Origin of the sequence: Nonomuraea basaltis (genome assembly GCF_005893125.1) — a bacterium.
GTDB lineage: Bacteria > Actinomycetota > Actinomycetes > Streptosporangiales > Streptosporangiaceae > Nonomuraea > Nonomuraea basaltis.
The window spans coordinates 72,712-86,499 of record NZ_VCJS01000023.1; the positions used below are offsets into that span (position 1 = coordinate 72,712).

Annotated in this window: 13 protein-coding genes; 3 read left to right on the forward strand and 10 right to left on the reverse strand. The window is 71.1% G+C overall.

Annotation, left to right across the window (positions count from 1 at the left end):
• Positions 1 to 50: 50 nt before the first annotated feature.
• A complete protein-coding gene (locus EJK15_RS13940; protein ID WP_138710816.1) occupies positions 51 to 1,010 on the reverse strand; it encodes an AraC family transcriptional regulator in 960 nt (319 codons plus the stop codon).
• A gap of 106 nt (positions 1,011 to 1,116) precedes the next feature.
• Between EJK15_RS13940 and EJK15_RS77165 the strand changes: the two genes are divergently transcribed.
• Positions 1,117 to 2,790 carry an alcohol dehydrogenase catalytic domain-containing protein gene (locus tag EJK15_RS77165; RefSeq protein WP_338089868.1) on the forward strand — a complete coding sequence of 558 codons (1,674 nt, stop codon included), beginning with the start codon at positions 1,117 to 1,119 and terminating at the stop codon, positions 2,788 to 2,790.
• A gap of 9 nt (positions 2,791 to 2,799) precedes the next feature.
• On the forward strand, positions 2,800 to 3,363 hold the full coding sequence (locus tag EJK15_RS13955; RefSeq protein ID WP_138710817.1) for an NADPH-dependent FMN reductase: 564 nt from the start codon (positions 2,800 to 2,802) through the stop codon (positions 3,361 to 3,363).
• On the opposite strand, the gene EJK15_RS13960 is transcribed toward EJK15_RS13955, so the two are convergent.
• The 3 genes from EJK15_RS13960 to EJK15_RS13970 are packed head-to-tail and all read right to left on the reverse strand — an operon-like array spanning position 3,347 to position 7,172.
• Entirely contained in the window at positions 3,347 to 5,320 is a 1,974-nt protein-coding gene (locus tag EJK15_RS13960; RefSeq protein WP_138710818.1) for an acetoacetate--CoA ligase, read from the reverse strand. The two genes, EJK15_RS13955 and EJK15_RS13960, sit on opposite strands and share 17 nt — an antisense overlap.
• Positions 5,321 to 5,379: 59 nt before the next feature.
• Positions 5,380 to 6,258: a serine hydrolase gene (locus tag EJK15_RS13965; protein WP_138710819.1), complete on the reverse strand. Its 879-nt coding sequence runs from the start codon at positions 6,256 to 6,258 to the stop codon at positions 5,380 to 5,382.
• Complete coding sequence (locus tag EJK15_RS13970; protein WP_138710820.1) at positions 6,255 to 7,172, reverse strand: LysR family transcriptional regulator; 918 nt, start codon at positions 7,170 to 7,172, stop codon at positions 6,255 to 6,257. The genes EJK15_RS13965 and EJK15_RS13970 overlap by 4 nt, the downstream gene beginning before the upstream one ends.
• 87 nt (positions 7,173 to 7,259) lie before the next feature.
• Between EJK15_RS13970 and EJK15_RS13975 the strand changes: the two genes are divergently transcribed.
• Positions 7,260 to 8,870 (forward strand): penicillin-binding transpeptidase domain-containing protein, encoded by a 1,611-nt coding sequence (locus EJK15_RS13975; RefSeq protein ID WP_138710821.1) that lies wholly within the window; start codon positions 7,260 to 7,262, stop codon positions 8,868 to 8,870.
• A 26-nt stretch (positions 8,871 to 8,896) separates the two neighbouring features.
• Here EJK15_RS13975 and EJK15_RS13980 read toward each other — a convergent pair whose 3' ends face one another.
• From EJK15_RS13980 to EJK15_RS14005, 6 genes are all read right to left on the reverse strand, one after another.
• Positions 8,897 to 9,604: an HAD family hydrolase gene (locus tag EJK15_RS13980; protein ID WP_138710822.1), complete on the reverse strand. Its 708-nt coding sequence runs from the start codon at positions 9,602 to 9,604 to the stop codon at positions 8,897 to 8,899.
• 109 nt (positions 9,605 to 9,713) lie between these two features.
• Positions 9,714 to 10,340 (reverse strand): HAD family hydrolase, encoded by a 627-nt coding sequence (locus EJK15_RS13985; RefSeq protein WP_138710823.1) that lies wholly within the window; start codon positions 10,338 to 10,340, stop codon positions 9,714 to 9,716.
• An 80-nt stretch (positions 10,341 to 10,420) separates the two neighbouring features.
• Entirely contained in the window at positions 10,421 to 10,873 is a 453-nt protein-coding gene (locus tag EJK15_RS13990; protein WP_171074285.1) for a DUF2690 domain-containing protein, read from the reverse strand.
• A gap of 89 nt (positions 10,874 to 10,962) precedes the next feature.
• The gene (locus tag EJK15_RS13995; RefSeq protein WP_138710825.1) at positions 10,963 to 11,472 is read right to left on the reverse strand and encodes a DUF6912 family protein; all 510 of its coding nucleotides are present in this window, start codon (positions 11,470 to 11,472) and stop codon (positions 10,963 to 10,965) included.
• A 94-nt stretch (positions 11,473 to 11,566) separates the two neighbouring features.
• Positions 11,567 to 12,217 (reverse strand): HAD family hydrolase, encoded by a 651-nt coding sequence (locus tag EJK15_RS14000; protein WP_138710826.1) that lies wholly within the window; start codon positions 12,215 to 12,217, stop codon positions 11,567 to 11,569.
• A 94-nt stretch (positions 12,218 to 12,311) separates the two neighbouring features.
• On the reverse strand, positions 12,312 to 13,769 hold the full coding sequence (locus EJK15_RS14005) for an FAD-binding oxidoreductase (RefSeq protein ID WP_171074286.1): 1,458 nt from the start codon (positions 13,767 to 13,769) through the stop codon (positions 12,312 to 12,314).
• Positions 13,770 to 13,788 lie beyond the last annotated feature (19 nt).

Consider the following 13,788-nt stretch of genomic DNA (forward strand, 5'->3'; position numbering starts at 1 on the left):
TCATAGAATTGTTACGTTTTAAGGTCTTGATCCCGGGAAACGAGCGCCTCTCAGCCGCCGATGGCGACGGAGCCGACCGGCGGCGGGCAGGTGTTGCGGCGGTATCTGCCAGGTGCCAGGCCGTACTCGCGCTTGAAGGCGTTGGCGAAGGCGAACTCCGAGCCGTAGCCGACGCGGGCGGCGATCTCGCCCAGCGGGGCGTCCGACTCCCGCAGCAGGCGGCCGGCGGTGGCCAGGCGCCACCAGGTGAGGTACGTCAGCGGCGGCTGCCCGACCAGCGTGGCGAAGCGGCGCGCGAACGCCGCCCGCGACATCCCCGCCCGCGCGCCCAGCTCCGCCACCGTCCACGGGTGCGCCGGGTCGCGGTGCATCACGTCGAGCGCGGCGCTGATGCCCGGGTCGGCCAGCGCCAGCGACCAGCCCGAGACCGTGCAGTGCTCGCGAGGGGCATCGAACCAGGCGCGCAGGATGAACAGCAGGAGCATGTCCAGGAGGGACGAGACGACCGTGTCGGCGCCCAGCCGCGGGTGATGGATCTCGGCGCCCAGCAGCTCCACGGCCGCGCGTAGCTCCGGGTGGAGCCCGAGCCTGGCCGGCAGGTGGATCAGCTCGGGCAGGTCGCGCAGGAGCGGGTGGGCCCGGCTCGGGTCGAGCTGGTAGCCGCCGCACAGCAGCACGGTGGCCGCGCCCGGGCCGTCGATCGACGCGGAGGCGAACAGGTCGGCGTCGTCGGTCACCGGGTCGCACTGCGGCTCGGCCACCGGCGTGGAGGGGCTGTCGGCCATGGCGTAGCCGTGTCCGTGCGGGAAGAAGACCACGTCGCCCACGGACAGCGCGATCGGCGGGCCCTCCGGCGGGAGCAGCCAGCCCGATCCCTGCAGGACCACCTGGAACCCGGCAGACCCCGGGGCGGAGGGGAAGCGCTGTCCCCAGGGGGTGTGCCATTCGACGCGGACCGAGCGGGGCCGGCCGGTGCGCATGATGGCGATCACGTCGCTGAGTACATCCACAACAGAACTCTAACTCCATAGACGCTCGCGTATAAATCTCAGACCCCAGCGCATTGGATGTCTCTGCGCAGGCTCCTACGGTTGCTTGCGACAGAAGGAGTGCTTCATGAGGCGAGTTTTGGTCACCGGGGCGACCGGCACGGTCGGCCAGTGGGTGGCGGCGCAACTGCGGGAGGCCGGGGCCGAGGTCACGGCCCTGAGCAGGAGTACGGGCGATCTGACCGACCCGGGGTCGCTGCCGCTCGACGGGGTGGACGCGGTGTTCCTGGTGTGGCCGTTCGGCACGGCGGAGGGGGCACGGGCGGTGGTCGAGGCCGTCGCCGGGCGGGCCCGGCGCGTGGTCTACCTCTCCTCCGCCGCGCTGCGCGATCACGAGCGCGAGGTGGAGCGGCTGATCGAGGGGTCGGGTCTGGAGTGGACGTTCCTGCGCCCGCACGCCTTCGCGGCCAACGCGCTGCGATGGGCCCGGCAGGTGCGAGCGGGAGCGGTAAGCGGCGCGTACGGCCTGGCCGCCATGCCGCCGGTGCACGAGCGGGACCTTGCGGCCGTGGCCGTACGGGCGTTGCTGGACGACGGGCACCACGGCGCGATCTACGATCTGACCGGCCCGGAGTCGATCACCCAGGCCGGCCAGGTGCGGATCATCTCCGAGGCCACCGGGATCCCGGCCCGCTGGGAGGAGGTCCCGCCGGAGACCGCCCACGCCGGCCTGCTGGCCAGGGGCTGGCCTCCCGAGGTGGTGGACGGCGTCCTGCGGGCACAAGCCGCCCTGGTGGCCGACCCGGCGCCGGTCACCTCGACGGTCGAGGAGGTCACGAAGACCCCGGCGAGCACGTTCGGGAAGTGGGCGGCGGAGCACGCCGCCGACTTCCGCACGGTCCCCGGGGCGCCGCCCACGATGCGGGCGGCGCGCATCCACCGGTTCGGGGACGCCTCGGAGATCCGCCAGGACGAGGCCCCCACGCCCCGGCCCGGCTCTGGAGAGGTCCTGATCGAGGTGGCCGCCACGTCGTTCAACCCCTCGGAGGTCGGCCTGCGCTCCGGGATGCTTCCCGAGGTGTTCCAGGCGACCCTGCCGCACACGCTCGGCTGGGACGTCTCCGGCACGGTGGTCGAGACCGGCGCCGACGTCACGGGTCTCGCCCCGGGCGACCGGGTCTTCGGCCTGGTGAGCGGCGCGGCGGCCGAGTACGTCGTGGCGCCCGCGGCCATCCTGGCCAGGGCTCCGGAGAGCATCCCGCTCGCCGACGCCGCCGCCGTCCCCGTGGCCGGGCTCACCGCCTGGCAGGCGGTCTTCGAGCACGCCCGCATCACCCCGGGGCAGCGCGTGCTGATCAACGGCGCGGGCGGCGGCGTCGGCCTGTTCGCCGTGCAGTTCGCCAAGCTCGCGGGGGCCACGGTGACGGCCACGGCGAGCCCGCGCAGCGCGGCCGCGGTGAAACGGCACGGCGCGGACGAGGTGATCGACTACACCGAGGCCCCGCTGCCCGGTGGCATGGACCTGCTGCTGAACCTGGTCCCGCTCCCCGAGGCCGCGGCCGGAGCCATGGCCGGGCTCGCCCCGGCGATCGTCACGATCGCGACCCCGATCGAGGGCGGCACGCACTTCGTGGCCCGCAACGACCCCCAGCACCTGGCCGAGATCGCGGCCCTGATCGACGACGGCATGCTCATCGTCGACGTCGCGGAGTCGCACCCGCTGTCCGCGCTGGCCGAAATCCACCGCAGAGCGGAGTCAGGCGACACCCGCGGCAAGATCACGATTTATCCGTACGGCTAAGGAGAAGAAATGATCAGGATTGGCATCATCATCGGCAGCACTCGCCCGGGACGCAACGGCGAGAACGTCGCCCGCTGGGTCCACGACCTGGCGGCCAAGCGCGACGACGCCCACTTCGAGCTGATCGACCTGGCCGACTTCGCCCTTCCCCACCTCGACGAGCCCCTGCCCGCCGCCGCCGGCCAATACGCTCACCACCACACCAAGGCGTGGGCGCAGCGCGTCGCCTCCTTCGACGGCTTCGTCTTCGTCACGCCGGAGTACAACCACTCCACCTCCGGAGCCCTGAAGAACGCGATCGACTTCCTGTACGGCGAATGGCAGGACAAGGCCGCGGGCCTGGTCAGCTACGGCATCGACGGCGGAGTCCGGGCGGCCGAACACCTCAGACAGGTGCTCGGCCAGCTCAAGGTCGCCGACGTGCCCGCGCAGGTCACCCTGTCGCTGCGGCACGACTTCGAGGGCTTCACGGTCTTCCGGCCGGCCGAGCACCAGGAGGCCATGGTCGCCACCATGCTCGACCAGGTCGTCGCCTGGAGCGGCGCGCTGAAGCCGCTCAGGGCCGCGGCCTGAAGTGCTGCAGCACCTCGGGGTTGGCCATGGCGTCGAGGTTGGCCGCCTCCTCCACCGGGGTGCCGAGCAGGATCTTGCGGACCGGCACCTCCAGCTTCTTGCCGGACAGGGTGCGGGGGATGCCGGGCACGACGCGGATCTCGTTGGGCACGTGACGCGGTGACAGCTCCGTCCGCAGCGCGTCGCACAGGGCGCGTTCGAGCGACTCCGTGTACGTGACGCCCTCGGCGAGCGTCACGTACAGCAGCAGCCGCCCCTCCTGGCCGAGCTGCCCCGTGTCGATCACCAGACTGTCGGCGATCTCCTCGAACCGCTCGACCACCCGGTAGAACTCGCTCGTGCCCATCCGGACGCCGCCCCGGTTGAGGGTCGAGTCGGAGCGGCCGTAGATCACGCAGCTGCCGTCCTCGTTGATCTTGATCCAGTCGCCGTGCCGCCACACGCCGGGATAGACATCGAAGTAGCTCTCGGCGTACCGCTCGCCGGAGGGGTCGTTCCAGAACATCACCGGCATCGACGGCATCGGCTGCGTCAGCACCAGCTCGCCCACCTCGCCGACGACGCTCTTGCCCGCCGGGTCGAACGACTCCACCTTCGCCCCCAGCGACCGGCACGGGATGATCCCCGCCCTGATCGGATGGAGCATGGTGGCCCCGACGAACCCCGTGCACACGTCGGTGCCGCCGGAGAACGACCCGATCGGGACCCCGGGCAGCTCGGCGGCCACCCACGCGAACCCCTCGGGCGGCAGCGGCGATCCGGTCGAGCCCACGCCGCGCAGCCGCTCCAGCCCGGACAGCCGGACCCCGGCCTTCAGCGAGGCCATGATGTACGGCGCCCCGACCCCGAAGTACGTCACCCCCTCCGAGGCGGCGATCCGCCACAGCGCGGCCGGCGACGGATGAGTGGCCGAGCCGTCGTACATCACCGGCGTGGCACCCACCAGCAGCGCGCCGACGAGGTAGTTCCACATCATCCAGCCCGTGGTGGTGTACCAGAAGAACACGTCGCCTTCGCCCAGGTCCTGGTGGAAGGAGAGCGACTTGAGATGCTCCAGCACGACGCCGCCGTGGCCGTGCACGATCGGCTTGGGCAGCCCGGTGGTGCCGCTGGAGTAGACGATCCACAGCGGATGGTCGAACGGCACCCGCTCGAACTCCAGCGGCCCCTCCTCGGCCCGCAGCCCCTCCCAGCCGATCACCTCGCCGTGCGGCATCTCCTCGGTGTGCGCGGGGGTGGGCTCGGCCTGCTGCGGCGGGCGGCCCTCCTCGGCCGCCGCAAGATACGGGATCCACACGGTCGCGCGCAGCGAGGGCAGCTCGGCGGCGATCTCGTTGACCGCGGCCGAGCGGTCGTAGCTCTTGCCGTTGTAGTGATAGCCGTCGACCGCGATGAGCACCTTGGGCTCGATCTGCCTGAACCGGTCGACGATGCTCGGCACCCCGAAGTCGGGCGAGCCGGCCGACCAGATCGCGCCCAGTGAGGCGGTGGCCAGGAAGGCGATCAGGGCCTGCGGGATGTTCGGCAGGTAACCGGCCACCCGGTCGCCCTGTCGCACGCCCAGCCGGAGCAGCCCGGCCCGCACGCGGGCGACCTCCTCGCGCAGCTCGGCGCGGGTCAGCTCCTGGCGGGCGCCGTCCTCGGAGACGAACACGACAGCGGTGCCCTCGGCGCGCGAGCTCCGGCGCAGCGCGTTCTCGGCGTAGTTGAGCGTGCTCCCCGCGAACCAGCGGGCCCCGGGCATCGTCCCGGACAGCGCGGGTCCGTGGCCGCGCTCCCCGATCACGTCGAAGTAGTCCCAGATCGACGACCAGAACGCCGCGGGGTCGTCGACGGACCACCGCCACGCCTCCTCATAGCCGCCGGACCGCCCCAGCCACTCCAGGTAGCGGGTCAGCATGGCCGACACGACGACCTCTTCGCTCGGCTCCCAGAGCAGCTCTCCCTCAGCAACCATGTGCCCCATCCTGTCGCCCGATCAATGGAGAGTCATACCTGTACCCTCCACACACCTTGCTATCTCCTTAGGTGGTCCACCGCCATACGCGCGGCCGTGCCGATGACCGCGTCGGCGCGCGGCTGGTTGAGCGCGGTGCTGAAGGAGCGGGTGAAGACGGCCACCGCGTAGCGCCTCCCGTCGGGATATTCGACGACGCCCGACTCGGTGCGCAGCGTCGGCAGCGTGCCGGTCTTGCCGCTGACCGCGACGTCGTCGTACGGGAAGCCGGAGGCCAGCCGGTGCGGCCACACCTGCATGTTGAGCACGGCGCGCATCCAGGCGCACGACGCGCGGGAGGCCGCCTCGTCCCGCCAGATCAGCCCGAACAGCCGGGCCATCTCGCGCGGGGTGCTGCGGTTCGCCCGCGCCGGGTCGAGCGAGCTCAGCCGGGCGATGTCGTCGGGATCCAGGTACGGCCACCCGTGCCCGGTGTCCGTGCGCATGCTGTCGTTGAGCTCCCGGCAGCTCTGCGTCACCCGCGTCGAGTCCAGCCCGTACTTGGCCAGCATGGCGTTGACCGCGTCGATCCCCACCCGGCCGAGCAGCATGTCGGCCGAGCTGTTGTCGCTCACCGCGATCATCAGGTAAGCCAGGTCGCGCAGCGAGATCGTCACGTCGTCGAGCATCGCGGAGATCCCCGTCGGCCCCGTCACCCGGTCTCCGGCCGTCACGGTCACCCGGCTCGTGGGGTCGAGCAGCCCGGCGTCGGCCTGCCGGCAGAACTCCACCAGCAGCGGCACCTTGAACATCGACGCCGTGGGCAGCGGCTCGTCGGCCCCGTGCCCGACCTCGCGCCCCGAGTCGATGTCGGCGGCGTACAGCCAGCCGGTGACGCCCGCCACCCGGAACAGGGTCTCGAAGTCGGGCCCGCTGTGCCTGATTGTTCGCTCGCTCATGCCAGCATCCCCGGCCTGCGGCTGATCCGCCGCGCGGGCACGGCGCCTTCGTCCGTCATCCCGGCGCTCTCCTTCAGCGTCCGTACGGCCACAGCCGAGAAATCGGTGACCGCGGCCGTCGCCACACGCCAGGCCGTGGAGACCCGGCACGCGATCGGCGAGCCTAGCAGCGGCCGCCAGGCCAGCCCGGGAAGCTCCATCTTGGGCCCGAACGCCACCGCCGCGCCCGCCAGCACCAGCCCGAGCCCGGCGCCCTGGTGCACCTGCGCGGGGACGTACCCGTGGCGGCGGCACTCCGACAGCATCTCGGCACGCATGCCCGGCTCGCCCTCCTTGGGAGGCATCAGCAGCTCCCGCCCCGCCAGGTCGGACAGATGCACCTCGCCGACGCCGGCCAGCGGGTCGCCGGCGGCCAGCAGCACGCCCTGGACCTGGACGAGGGCCTCGCCGAACTGCAGGCCGGGAGCTGAGACGGGATGGCGTACGAGGCCCACGTCGATCGCGCCCTCGGCCAGCGCGGTCACCTGGTCGGCGGTCCAGATCTCGGCCGGCGCGAGGCGTATCTCGGGATGGGTCTCGCGGAAGCCCGCGACCAGAGCGGCGATCACGGCGGCGGCCAGGTCGGGCGGGACGCCGACCTTGAGCACCGTGCCCTCGCCGTGCCTGGCCAGCTCGTGCAGCCGATCCACCCTGGCCACGATCTCGCGGGCCTCGCCCAGCAGCAGCCGGCCCGGCTCGGTGAGGCGCACCTGGCGGGCGGAGCGGTCGAACAGCCGCGTGCCGAGCTCCTCCTCCAGGCGCTTGATGCGCTGGCTGAGCGGCGGCTGCGCCATGCCGAGCCGGATCGCGGCGTTGCCGAAGTGCAGCTCCTCCGCCACCACGATGAAGTAGCGAAGATGGCGGACCAGGTCCATGACCAGCCACTATATCCAGATTTATATCTGTGAAACAGTCATATCAATATTGGACACCTTTGCCATGTCTCTGGTGTCCTCTGCGTCATGGCACCACAAACGGGGACAAACTATGCCCACCTCCGGCCTGAGCAGCCGCCACGGCGACGGCGGCGCAGATGGCCGTGGATCGCGGCGGGGATCCTGGTCCCGGTCGTCGCGGCGGGCGGGGTCGTCTGGGCGACGCGCATGACCGGCTCGCCGGAGGAGACCGCCGACACCTATCTGGCGGCGTGGGCGGTGCGGGACTACGCCGCCATGCGGGCGCTGGTCGCCGACCCGCCCGCCGACTTCGAGGCCCGCCATGAGCGCTTTCGCACCGATCTCAAGGTCGCGGAGGCGGCCTTCCGCCGGCACGCGCCGACGGGGGTCTTCGCCGCCTCGGCCGAGGACATGGGCGGCGTCGTGTCGTTCCGGGCGAGGCTGATCGGGGAGCTGGACTGGGACTACGGCGGGGAGCTCAAGTTCGTCGAACGCGACGGCACCTGGAAGGTCGCCTGGACCCCTGCCGCCCTCCACCCCCTGCTCAAGCAGGGCCGCTCGCTGCGGGTGGTCGCGGAGCAGGGCGACCCGCTGCGGGTCCTGGCCGCCGACGGCACCTCGGTCAACACCCCGGACGCGCCCGGCTCGGTGCAGCAGCTCGTCGAGGGCCTCAAGGAAACCTACCCCGACCGCTTCAAGGCCCCGAACCGCGCCAGGATCGACCTCTACCAGGGGGACGAGGTCGTCCAGACCGTCGTCGAGGCGGGCGGGAACCGGCCACTCCAGACCACGATCGACCTGGCGGTCCACCGCGCCGCCGCCAAGGCGCTCGAAGGGGTGCGCAAGCCGGCCTCGCTGGTGGCGCTGCGGGCCTCGACCGGGGAGATCCTGGCGGTGGTCAACAAGCCGGGCGGGTTCAACCGGGCGTTGCTCGGCAAGTACCCGCCGGGATCGACGTTCAAGGTCGTTACGGCCTCCGCGCTGGTCGCGGGCGGGGTGGAGCCGGGGGAGCAGGTGACGTGCCCGGCCGAGAAGAACATCGGCGGCTTCCCGTTCCACAACGCCGGCTTCAAGGACTATGGGACGCTGTCGTTCCAGGAGGCGTTCGCGCACTCGTGCAACACCACATTCGGGGAGATGAGCGTGGCCTCGCTGAACGGCGGGCGGCTGGCCGAGGTCGCCAGGAGCTTCGGCTTCGGCATCCCGATCATGCCGGGCGTGCCCGCCGTACGCGCCGAGTTCCCCGACCCCAAGGACGACACCGACCTGGCCTCCGCCTCCATCGGCCAGGGCCGGGTGCTGGCGAGCCCGCTCAACATGGCGTCGGTGGCCGCCGCCATCGCCTCCGGCGCCTGGATCCACCCGCGCCTCGTCACCGAGGAGCTCACCGGCCAGACCGGCAGCCCGCGCCCGCTGGAGGCCGGAGTGGTGACCGCCCTCCGCAAGCTCATGCCCGCCGTCGTCACGGACGGCACCGCCCACGCCGTACGCTTCCCGCCGGGCACGGCAGGCAAGACCGGCACGGCGGAGTACGGCTCGGGCACGGAACCGCCCGCCCACTCATGGTTCATCGGCTACCAGGGAGACCTGGCCTTCGCGGTGATCGTCGAGGACGGCGGCGCGGGCTCCGCGGTGGCCGCCCCGATCGCGGCCCGCTTCCTCAGCGCCACACCCTGATCCCCCCGACCCACCTCCCACCACTGTCAGCTCGCCTTGCGGCCGGCCGGGGCGGTCAGGTCGGCGACCGCGGTCACCACCTCTGAGGCGTTGGAGAGGTCGGGCAGCACCAGGTCGGCGCCCGCCTGGCGGAGTTCGCCCGCCATCGACCGCCCAGAGGCGACGGCGATCACCGCGGCCCCGCCGATCTTGGCGGCCTGCACGTCCCGCGTCGAGTCCCCGATCACCACGGTGTTGGCCGCCGTGAAGGGCGTCCCGAGGCGCTGCTTGGCCCGTCCCTGGGCGACCTGGAGCAGCGTCGCCTTGGGGTAGACCTCCTCGCCGTAGCCGCCGAGCTCGAAGTCGATGTACTTGTCCAGCCCGAACGCCTTGAGCTTGAGCACCGCGTTGCTCTTGATCGTGCCGGTCAGCACCGTCTGCACCACGCCGTCGAGCCTGGACACCGACTTCAGCGCGGCCCTGGCCCCCGGCATCATCCGCCCCTCCTTGGCCAGCCGCCCGCTCCGGTCGGCGAAGGCCACGGCGAGCGCCGACAGGAACGTGGGCAGGTGATCGTCCTCGGCCTGGATGCCGTTGACGGCGAGCGTCTCGAAGACGATCTCGGAGTCCGGCCGGCCCATCGGCGGGACGAGCTTGACCAGCGGACGCCCCGTCACGACGCGGAACGCCTCGGCGTAGGCGTCTCGGGCCACGATGGCGACGTCGACCAGGGTCAGGTCGATGTTCCAGAGCACAAGGCGGTTGATGGCAGCCTCCTGAGGGGGACACTGCAAGAGTACGGGCGGCGCCCAGCTCTGAGCTGCAGTCTGAGCGATTTAAGCATGCCCGGACCCGTTCGCGACGCTATGCGTGGTCGAGGGCGTCGGCCAGGGTGTCGACCACCGGCAGCCCGGTGCTCTCCAACTCGGCCCTCGTGGTCATCCCGCCGGTGTAGAGCACGGCCCGGGCTCCCACGTGCTTGGCCGCGAGCCCGTCGTCCACGCTGTCGCCGATGACCAGAACCTCGCCGGGGTCCACGCTGAGGGCCTGGATGTGCTCGGTCATGTGCGCGGCCTTTTCGCCGCCCGTGGTGCCGCGCAGCCCGTCGACCCTGGTGAAGTGCCCGCTGATGCCGAACGAGCCGACCTTGGGCACCAGGTGCGCGTGCGGCGCCATCGAGCAGAGCGACTGCGTGCCGGTCCAGCCGGCGAGCACGAGCTCGGCGTCGGCGGCCAGCCCGCAGGCGTCGCTCAGCCGGAAGTAGTGCTCGTGGAACCCCTCGTCCAGTAACTCCCACTCGCCCTCGGCCAGGGGACGGCCGAGCATGCGCTCGTAGGCGACCCAGATGGGCCGGGTGTAGACCGCGCGGAAACCGTCGGCGGTCATCTTGGGCAGCGCGTAGGGCTTGAAGACCTCGTTGGTGGCTCCGACCACGGCATCGATGTCGTGGAAGAGCGTGCCGTTCCAATCCCAGATAATGTGCTTCGTCATGTCACCCCTAGCTTAATGGGCAGGCGTGACATTCCTGTGAACGCCAAGGGGCCGCGACCGGTCGCGGCCCCTTGGAATGCTCAGCGGCAGGCGCCGTCCCTGTCGGTGGCGCCGGAGCCGTTCTGGCCGCCGCGGCCGCCGTTCCACTGGATCGAGACGCTGCCCCAGGCGCACACGTTGTTGGCCTCGAGCATGTTGCCCCAGTGCTTGCTACGGCCGGACTTGAAGCTGAAGGAGTCGTGCTTCTTCGCCGTGTACACGCTGATGGTTCCGTTCGCGGAGCGAGGCGTAGTGGTCTCGATCCAGTTGGTCTTGCACTTGCTCGACCACATGAGCCTGATCGTGCCGACCTGGCCGTTGGCCCGGCTGTTGATCTTCGCGGTTTCGACCACGCGCCTCACGCTCGCGCAGCCCGACCGGTACGGGTCCTTGTGGTCGTACTTACTGAGCACGACCTGCGCGCTGGCAGGGGAGCTTACGACGAGAGCGACCGCCGCCGCCCCGATCGCGGTCGCCACAACTCGAAGCTTCACTAGGTACCGACTCCTCGCGTCAAAAGACAGTGCTGGGTCGGGACCTTAGCGAGGGTCGGCTCTGCATGGTCAAGTAAGTGTGATCTATGTCATGATCGCAGCAAATCGGCGATCTCCTGCGTCGCGTACCACATGAGCTCGTGGGCCTCCGCCCCGTCCACGGTGAACCGGGCGTCGTCGTCGCCCTGGTCAGAGGCGGGCAGCGCGTCGATCGCGGCCTCGATGTCGGGCGCCGCGCCGGGGTCGTCGATGTGCGCCGCGGCCACCTTGGCGAACGGGATCGGCTCGGCGAGGCGCACCCTCGCGCGTTCCTCGAGATCGACCCCTGCGGAGACCGAGCCCTCCGGCACCTCGGCCGCGACCACCACGCGCCGGGGCGCGGCCTCGACGCCGTCGGCGCGGTCGGCGGCCAGCATCCGCAGCGAGGCGCGGGCCGCCTCGGTCAAAGCCACGTATTCGAGCTCCTCGGTGTCTCCCGAGGCGTACCACTCGGTCAGCGCGGGAGTCACCGCGTAGCCGGTCAGCGGGGCAGGGCCCAGCTCTCCCGCCTCGACCGCGGCGGCCAGGGCCGGGAGAGTACACGGCAGATAGACGCGCATCACGAACCTTTCGAACTTTCTGGCCGAGCTCCGCCCGGCGTGCGGAGATGGATCCGCGGCGAAGCGAGGACGTCCATCTCAGCGTGCAAGGGCTCTATTGTGCCCGGCGCAACGTGAGGCGGAGGAGAGACTCGAGTTTCGTGATGGTCGTGTCCGGGTCGCGGTGGTGGATCCCGGTCATGCCGAGCGTGCGGGCGGCCACGATGTTGGCCTCGATGTCGTCGATGAACACGCACTCCTCGCCCGGCAGCCCGACCTGGCCGAGCGCGTGGTGGAAGATGCCCGGCTCGGGCTTGCGCATGCCGACCTCCCCGGAGATCACGACGGCGTCGAAGATGTCGTCCCAGTCGTCGCGCGGGTACGTGTTGGACCAGGAATTGGACACCAGGCATGTCTTGACGCCGTGTTCGCGCACGTCACGCAGCATGTCGTGCATGGCCTCGACCCGCTCGAACCCGGCGAACATCCGGTCGAGCAGCCCTTCGGCCACCGGCGGCACCCCGTCGAGGGTCAGCAGCCGGGCGGCCAGCTCACGCTCGAAGGCGGGGCCGTCGAGCTCGCCGCGTTCGAGCGCGTGGACGGTGTTCTCTCCGTCGCCGCCGAGGTAGGCGTGGTCGATCAGCTCGCGCATCACGTCGCGGTAGTGAGCGCCGTCGATCCTGTCCGCCTCGATCCACCTCGCGATGGAATCGGTGAGGCTGGTTGTGAGCACCCCGCCCCAATCGATCAGCACACCCGTGACCACGACACCTCCTGGCTCGAATCCCGTTCTAGGATAGAACGTTCCCAGAATCCGTCACCCGGCGAGGCATGGTCGCCTGGTACGTCCGCGACCAGCCCTACAAGCCCTGGGGCAGCCGGAACAGCCGGTCAGGGTCGTAGGTGGCCTTGACCTGGGCCAGCCGCGCCGCGTTGGATCCGTAGTACGCGCTACGCCAAGTCATCAGATCGGGGTCGATGTAGTTCACGTAGGCGTGATCCCCAAAATATCGGGACATGTTGGCGTGTATTTTGCGAAGCCACGTCCGATCCATTCCTTCCTGGTAATACTGCACGCTGAAGAGCGCCGCCCGATGCGGAAACGCCGTCGCCGCCGGGCCGACGCGGGCGATCGCGCCTCCCATGGCGTCCATCAGCACGGAATGCCGGCCGCCGCGCGCCACCCCGTTCACCAGTGCTCGCACGCCGTCCGCCGACAGCTTCCCGTACGCCATGTGCGACTTGCCCGAGTACACCGTCCGCGGTGTCCGCCGGCACTCGGCCACCGTCCTCGACGAGCAGCCGCCCATGATCTTCATGGCCTCCAGGTAGGGGACCGACCGCGCCGAGCGCGACGAGGGCCGGCCGGCCCCGGCCACGAGCGGGCCGAGCAGCCGGTCGAGCGCGGACTTCCGCCCCTCGTAGGTGCCGACGATCTGCACGTCCAGGCCGCCGGCCGAGCGCGTCAGGTGCAGCGACGACCACAGCTCGCCGGGCGCCGACGGGGCCCACGACTGCCATGCCCGCACCACCGCCCGCGCCTTGGACCACGGCCAGTTCAGGAAGAACACGGTCAGGTCGCGTGTCTCGAAGGTCCTGAACGTGAAGGACACGGCCACGCCGAAGTTGCCGCCGCCACCGCCCCTGCAGGCCCAGAAGAGCCCGGCGTTCCGGGTGGCGTCGCAAGTCAGCACGCGGCCGTCGGCCGTGACGACGCGTACAGACTCCAGGACGTCGCACGTGAGCCCGTACTTCCGCGACATGACCCCGATGCCCCCGCCCAGCGTGAGCCCGCTGATACCTACCGTGGGGCACGTGCCGGCGGGCACGCTCACGCCATGGCGGGAGAGCCGGTCGTAGACGTCGATCAGCTTGGCGCCCGCGCCGATCGTGGCCCGGCCGTCCGCGTAAGCGACAGAGCGCATCCTGGACAGGTCGATCACCAGTCCGGTGCCGGTGGACCAGCCCGCGTACGAATGGCCGCCCGAGCGGGCGGTGACCGGGACGCGGTTGGCCCGCGCGAACGCCAGGCACGCCGAAACGTCCGCCGCGTTCGCGCAGTAGGCGACCCCGCCCGGCCTGATCCGGTCGTAGGCAGGGTTGTACAGCCGGCGAGCGGCGGCGTACCCGGCGTCGCCGGGCAGCACGAGCGTCCCCGACAGCCGGCCCCGCAGCCGTGCCCAGTCGGGCGGCGGCGCGGCCGGTGCCGATCCAGCCCGATCGAGCGATCCGGACAGCGCCGATCCGGCCTGATCAAGCGATCCGGACAGCGCCAGCGGCGCCAGCGCGGCGGCATGCAGGAAGTCGCGCCGGTCCATCGGCGTCTCCCCGTGCGGC

What these genes read in the sequence shown, in the direction of transcription:
- EJK15_RS77165 (WP_338089868.1), top strand. Translation starts at nt 1,117, where the DNA reads ATGAGGCGAGTTTTGGTCACCGGGGCGACCGGCACGGTCGGCCAGTGG.
- EJK15_RS13955 (WP_138710817.1), top strand. Translation starts at nt 2,800, where the DNA reads ATGATCAGGATTGGCATCATCATCGGCAGCACTCGCCCGGGACGCAAC.
- EJK15_RS13960 (WP_138710818.1), bottom strand. Translation starts at nt 5,320, where the DNA reads ATGGTTGCTGAGGGAGAGCTGCTCTGGGAGCCGAGCGAAGAGGTCGTC.
- EJK15_RS13965 (WP_138710819.1), bottom strand. Translation starts at nt 6,258, where the DNA reads ATGAGCGAGCGAACAATCAGGCACAGCGGGCCCGACTTCGAGACCCTG.
- EJK15_RS13970 (WP_138710820.1), bottom strand. Translation starts at nt 7,172, where the DNA reads ATGGACCTGGTCCGCCATCTTCGCTACTTCATCGTGGTGGCGGAGGAG.
- EJK15_RS13975 (WP_138710821.1), top strand. Translation starts at nt 7,260, where the DNA reads ATGGCACCACAAACGGGGACAAACTATGCCCACCTCCGGCCTGAGCAG.
- EJK15_RS13985 (WP_138710823.1), bottom strand. Translation starts at nt 10,340, where the DNA reads ATGACGAAGCACATTATCTGGGATTGGAACGGCACGCTCTTCCACGAC.
- EJK15_RS13995 (WP_138710825.1), bottom strand. Translation starts at nt 11,472, where the DNA reads ATGCGCGTCTATCTGCCGTGTACTCTCCCGGCCCTGGCCGCCGCGGTC.
- EJK15_RS14005 (WP_171074286.1), bottom strand. Translation starts at nt 13,769, where the DNA reads ATGGACCGGCGCGACTTCCTGCATGCCGCCGCGCTGGCGCCGCTGGCG.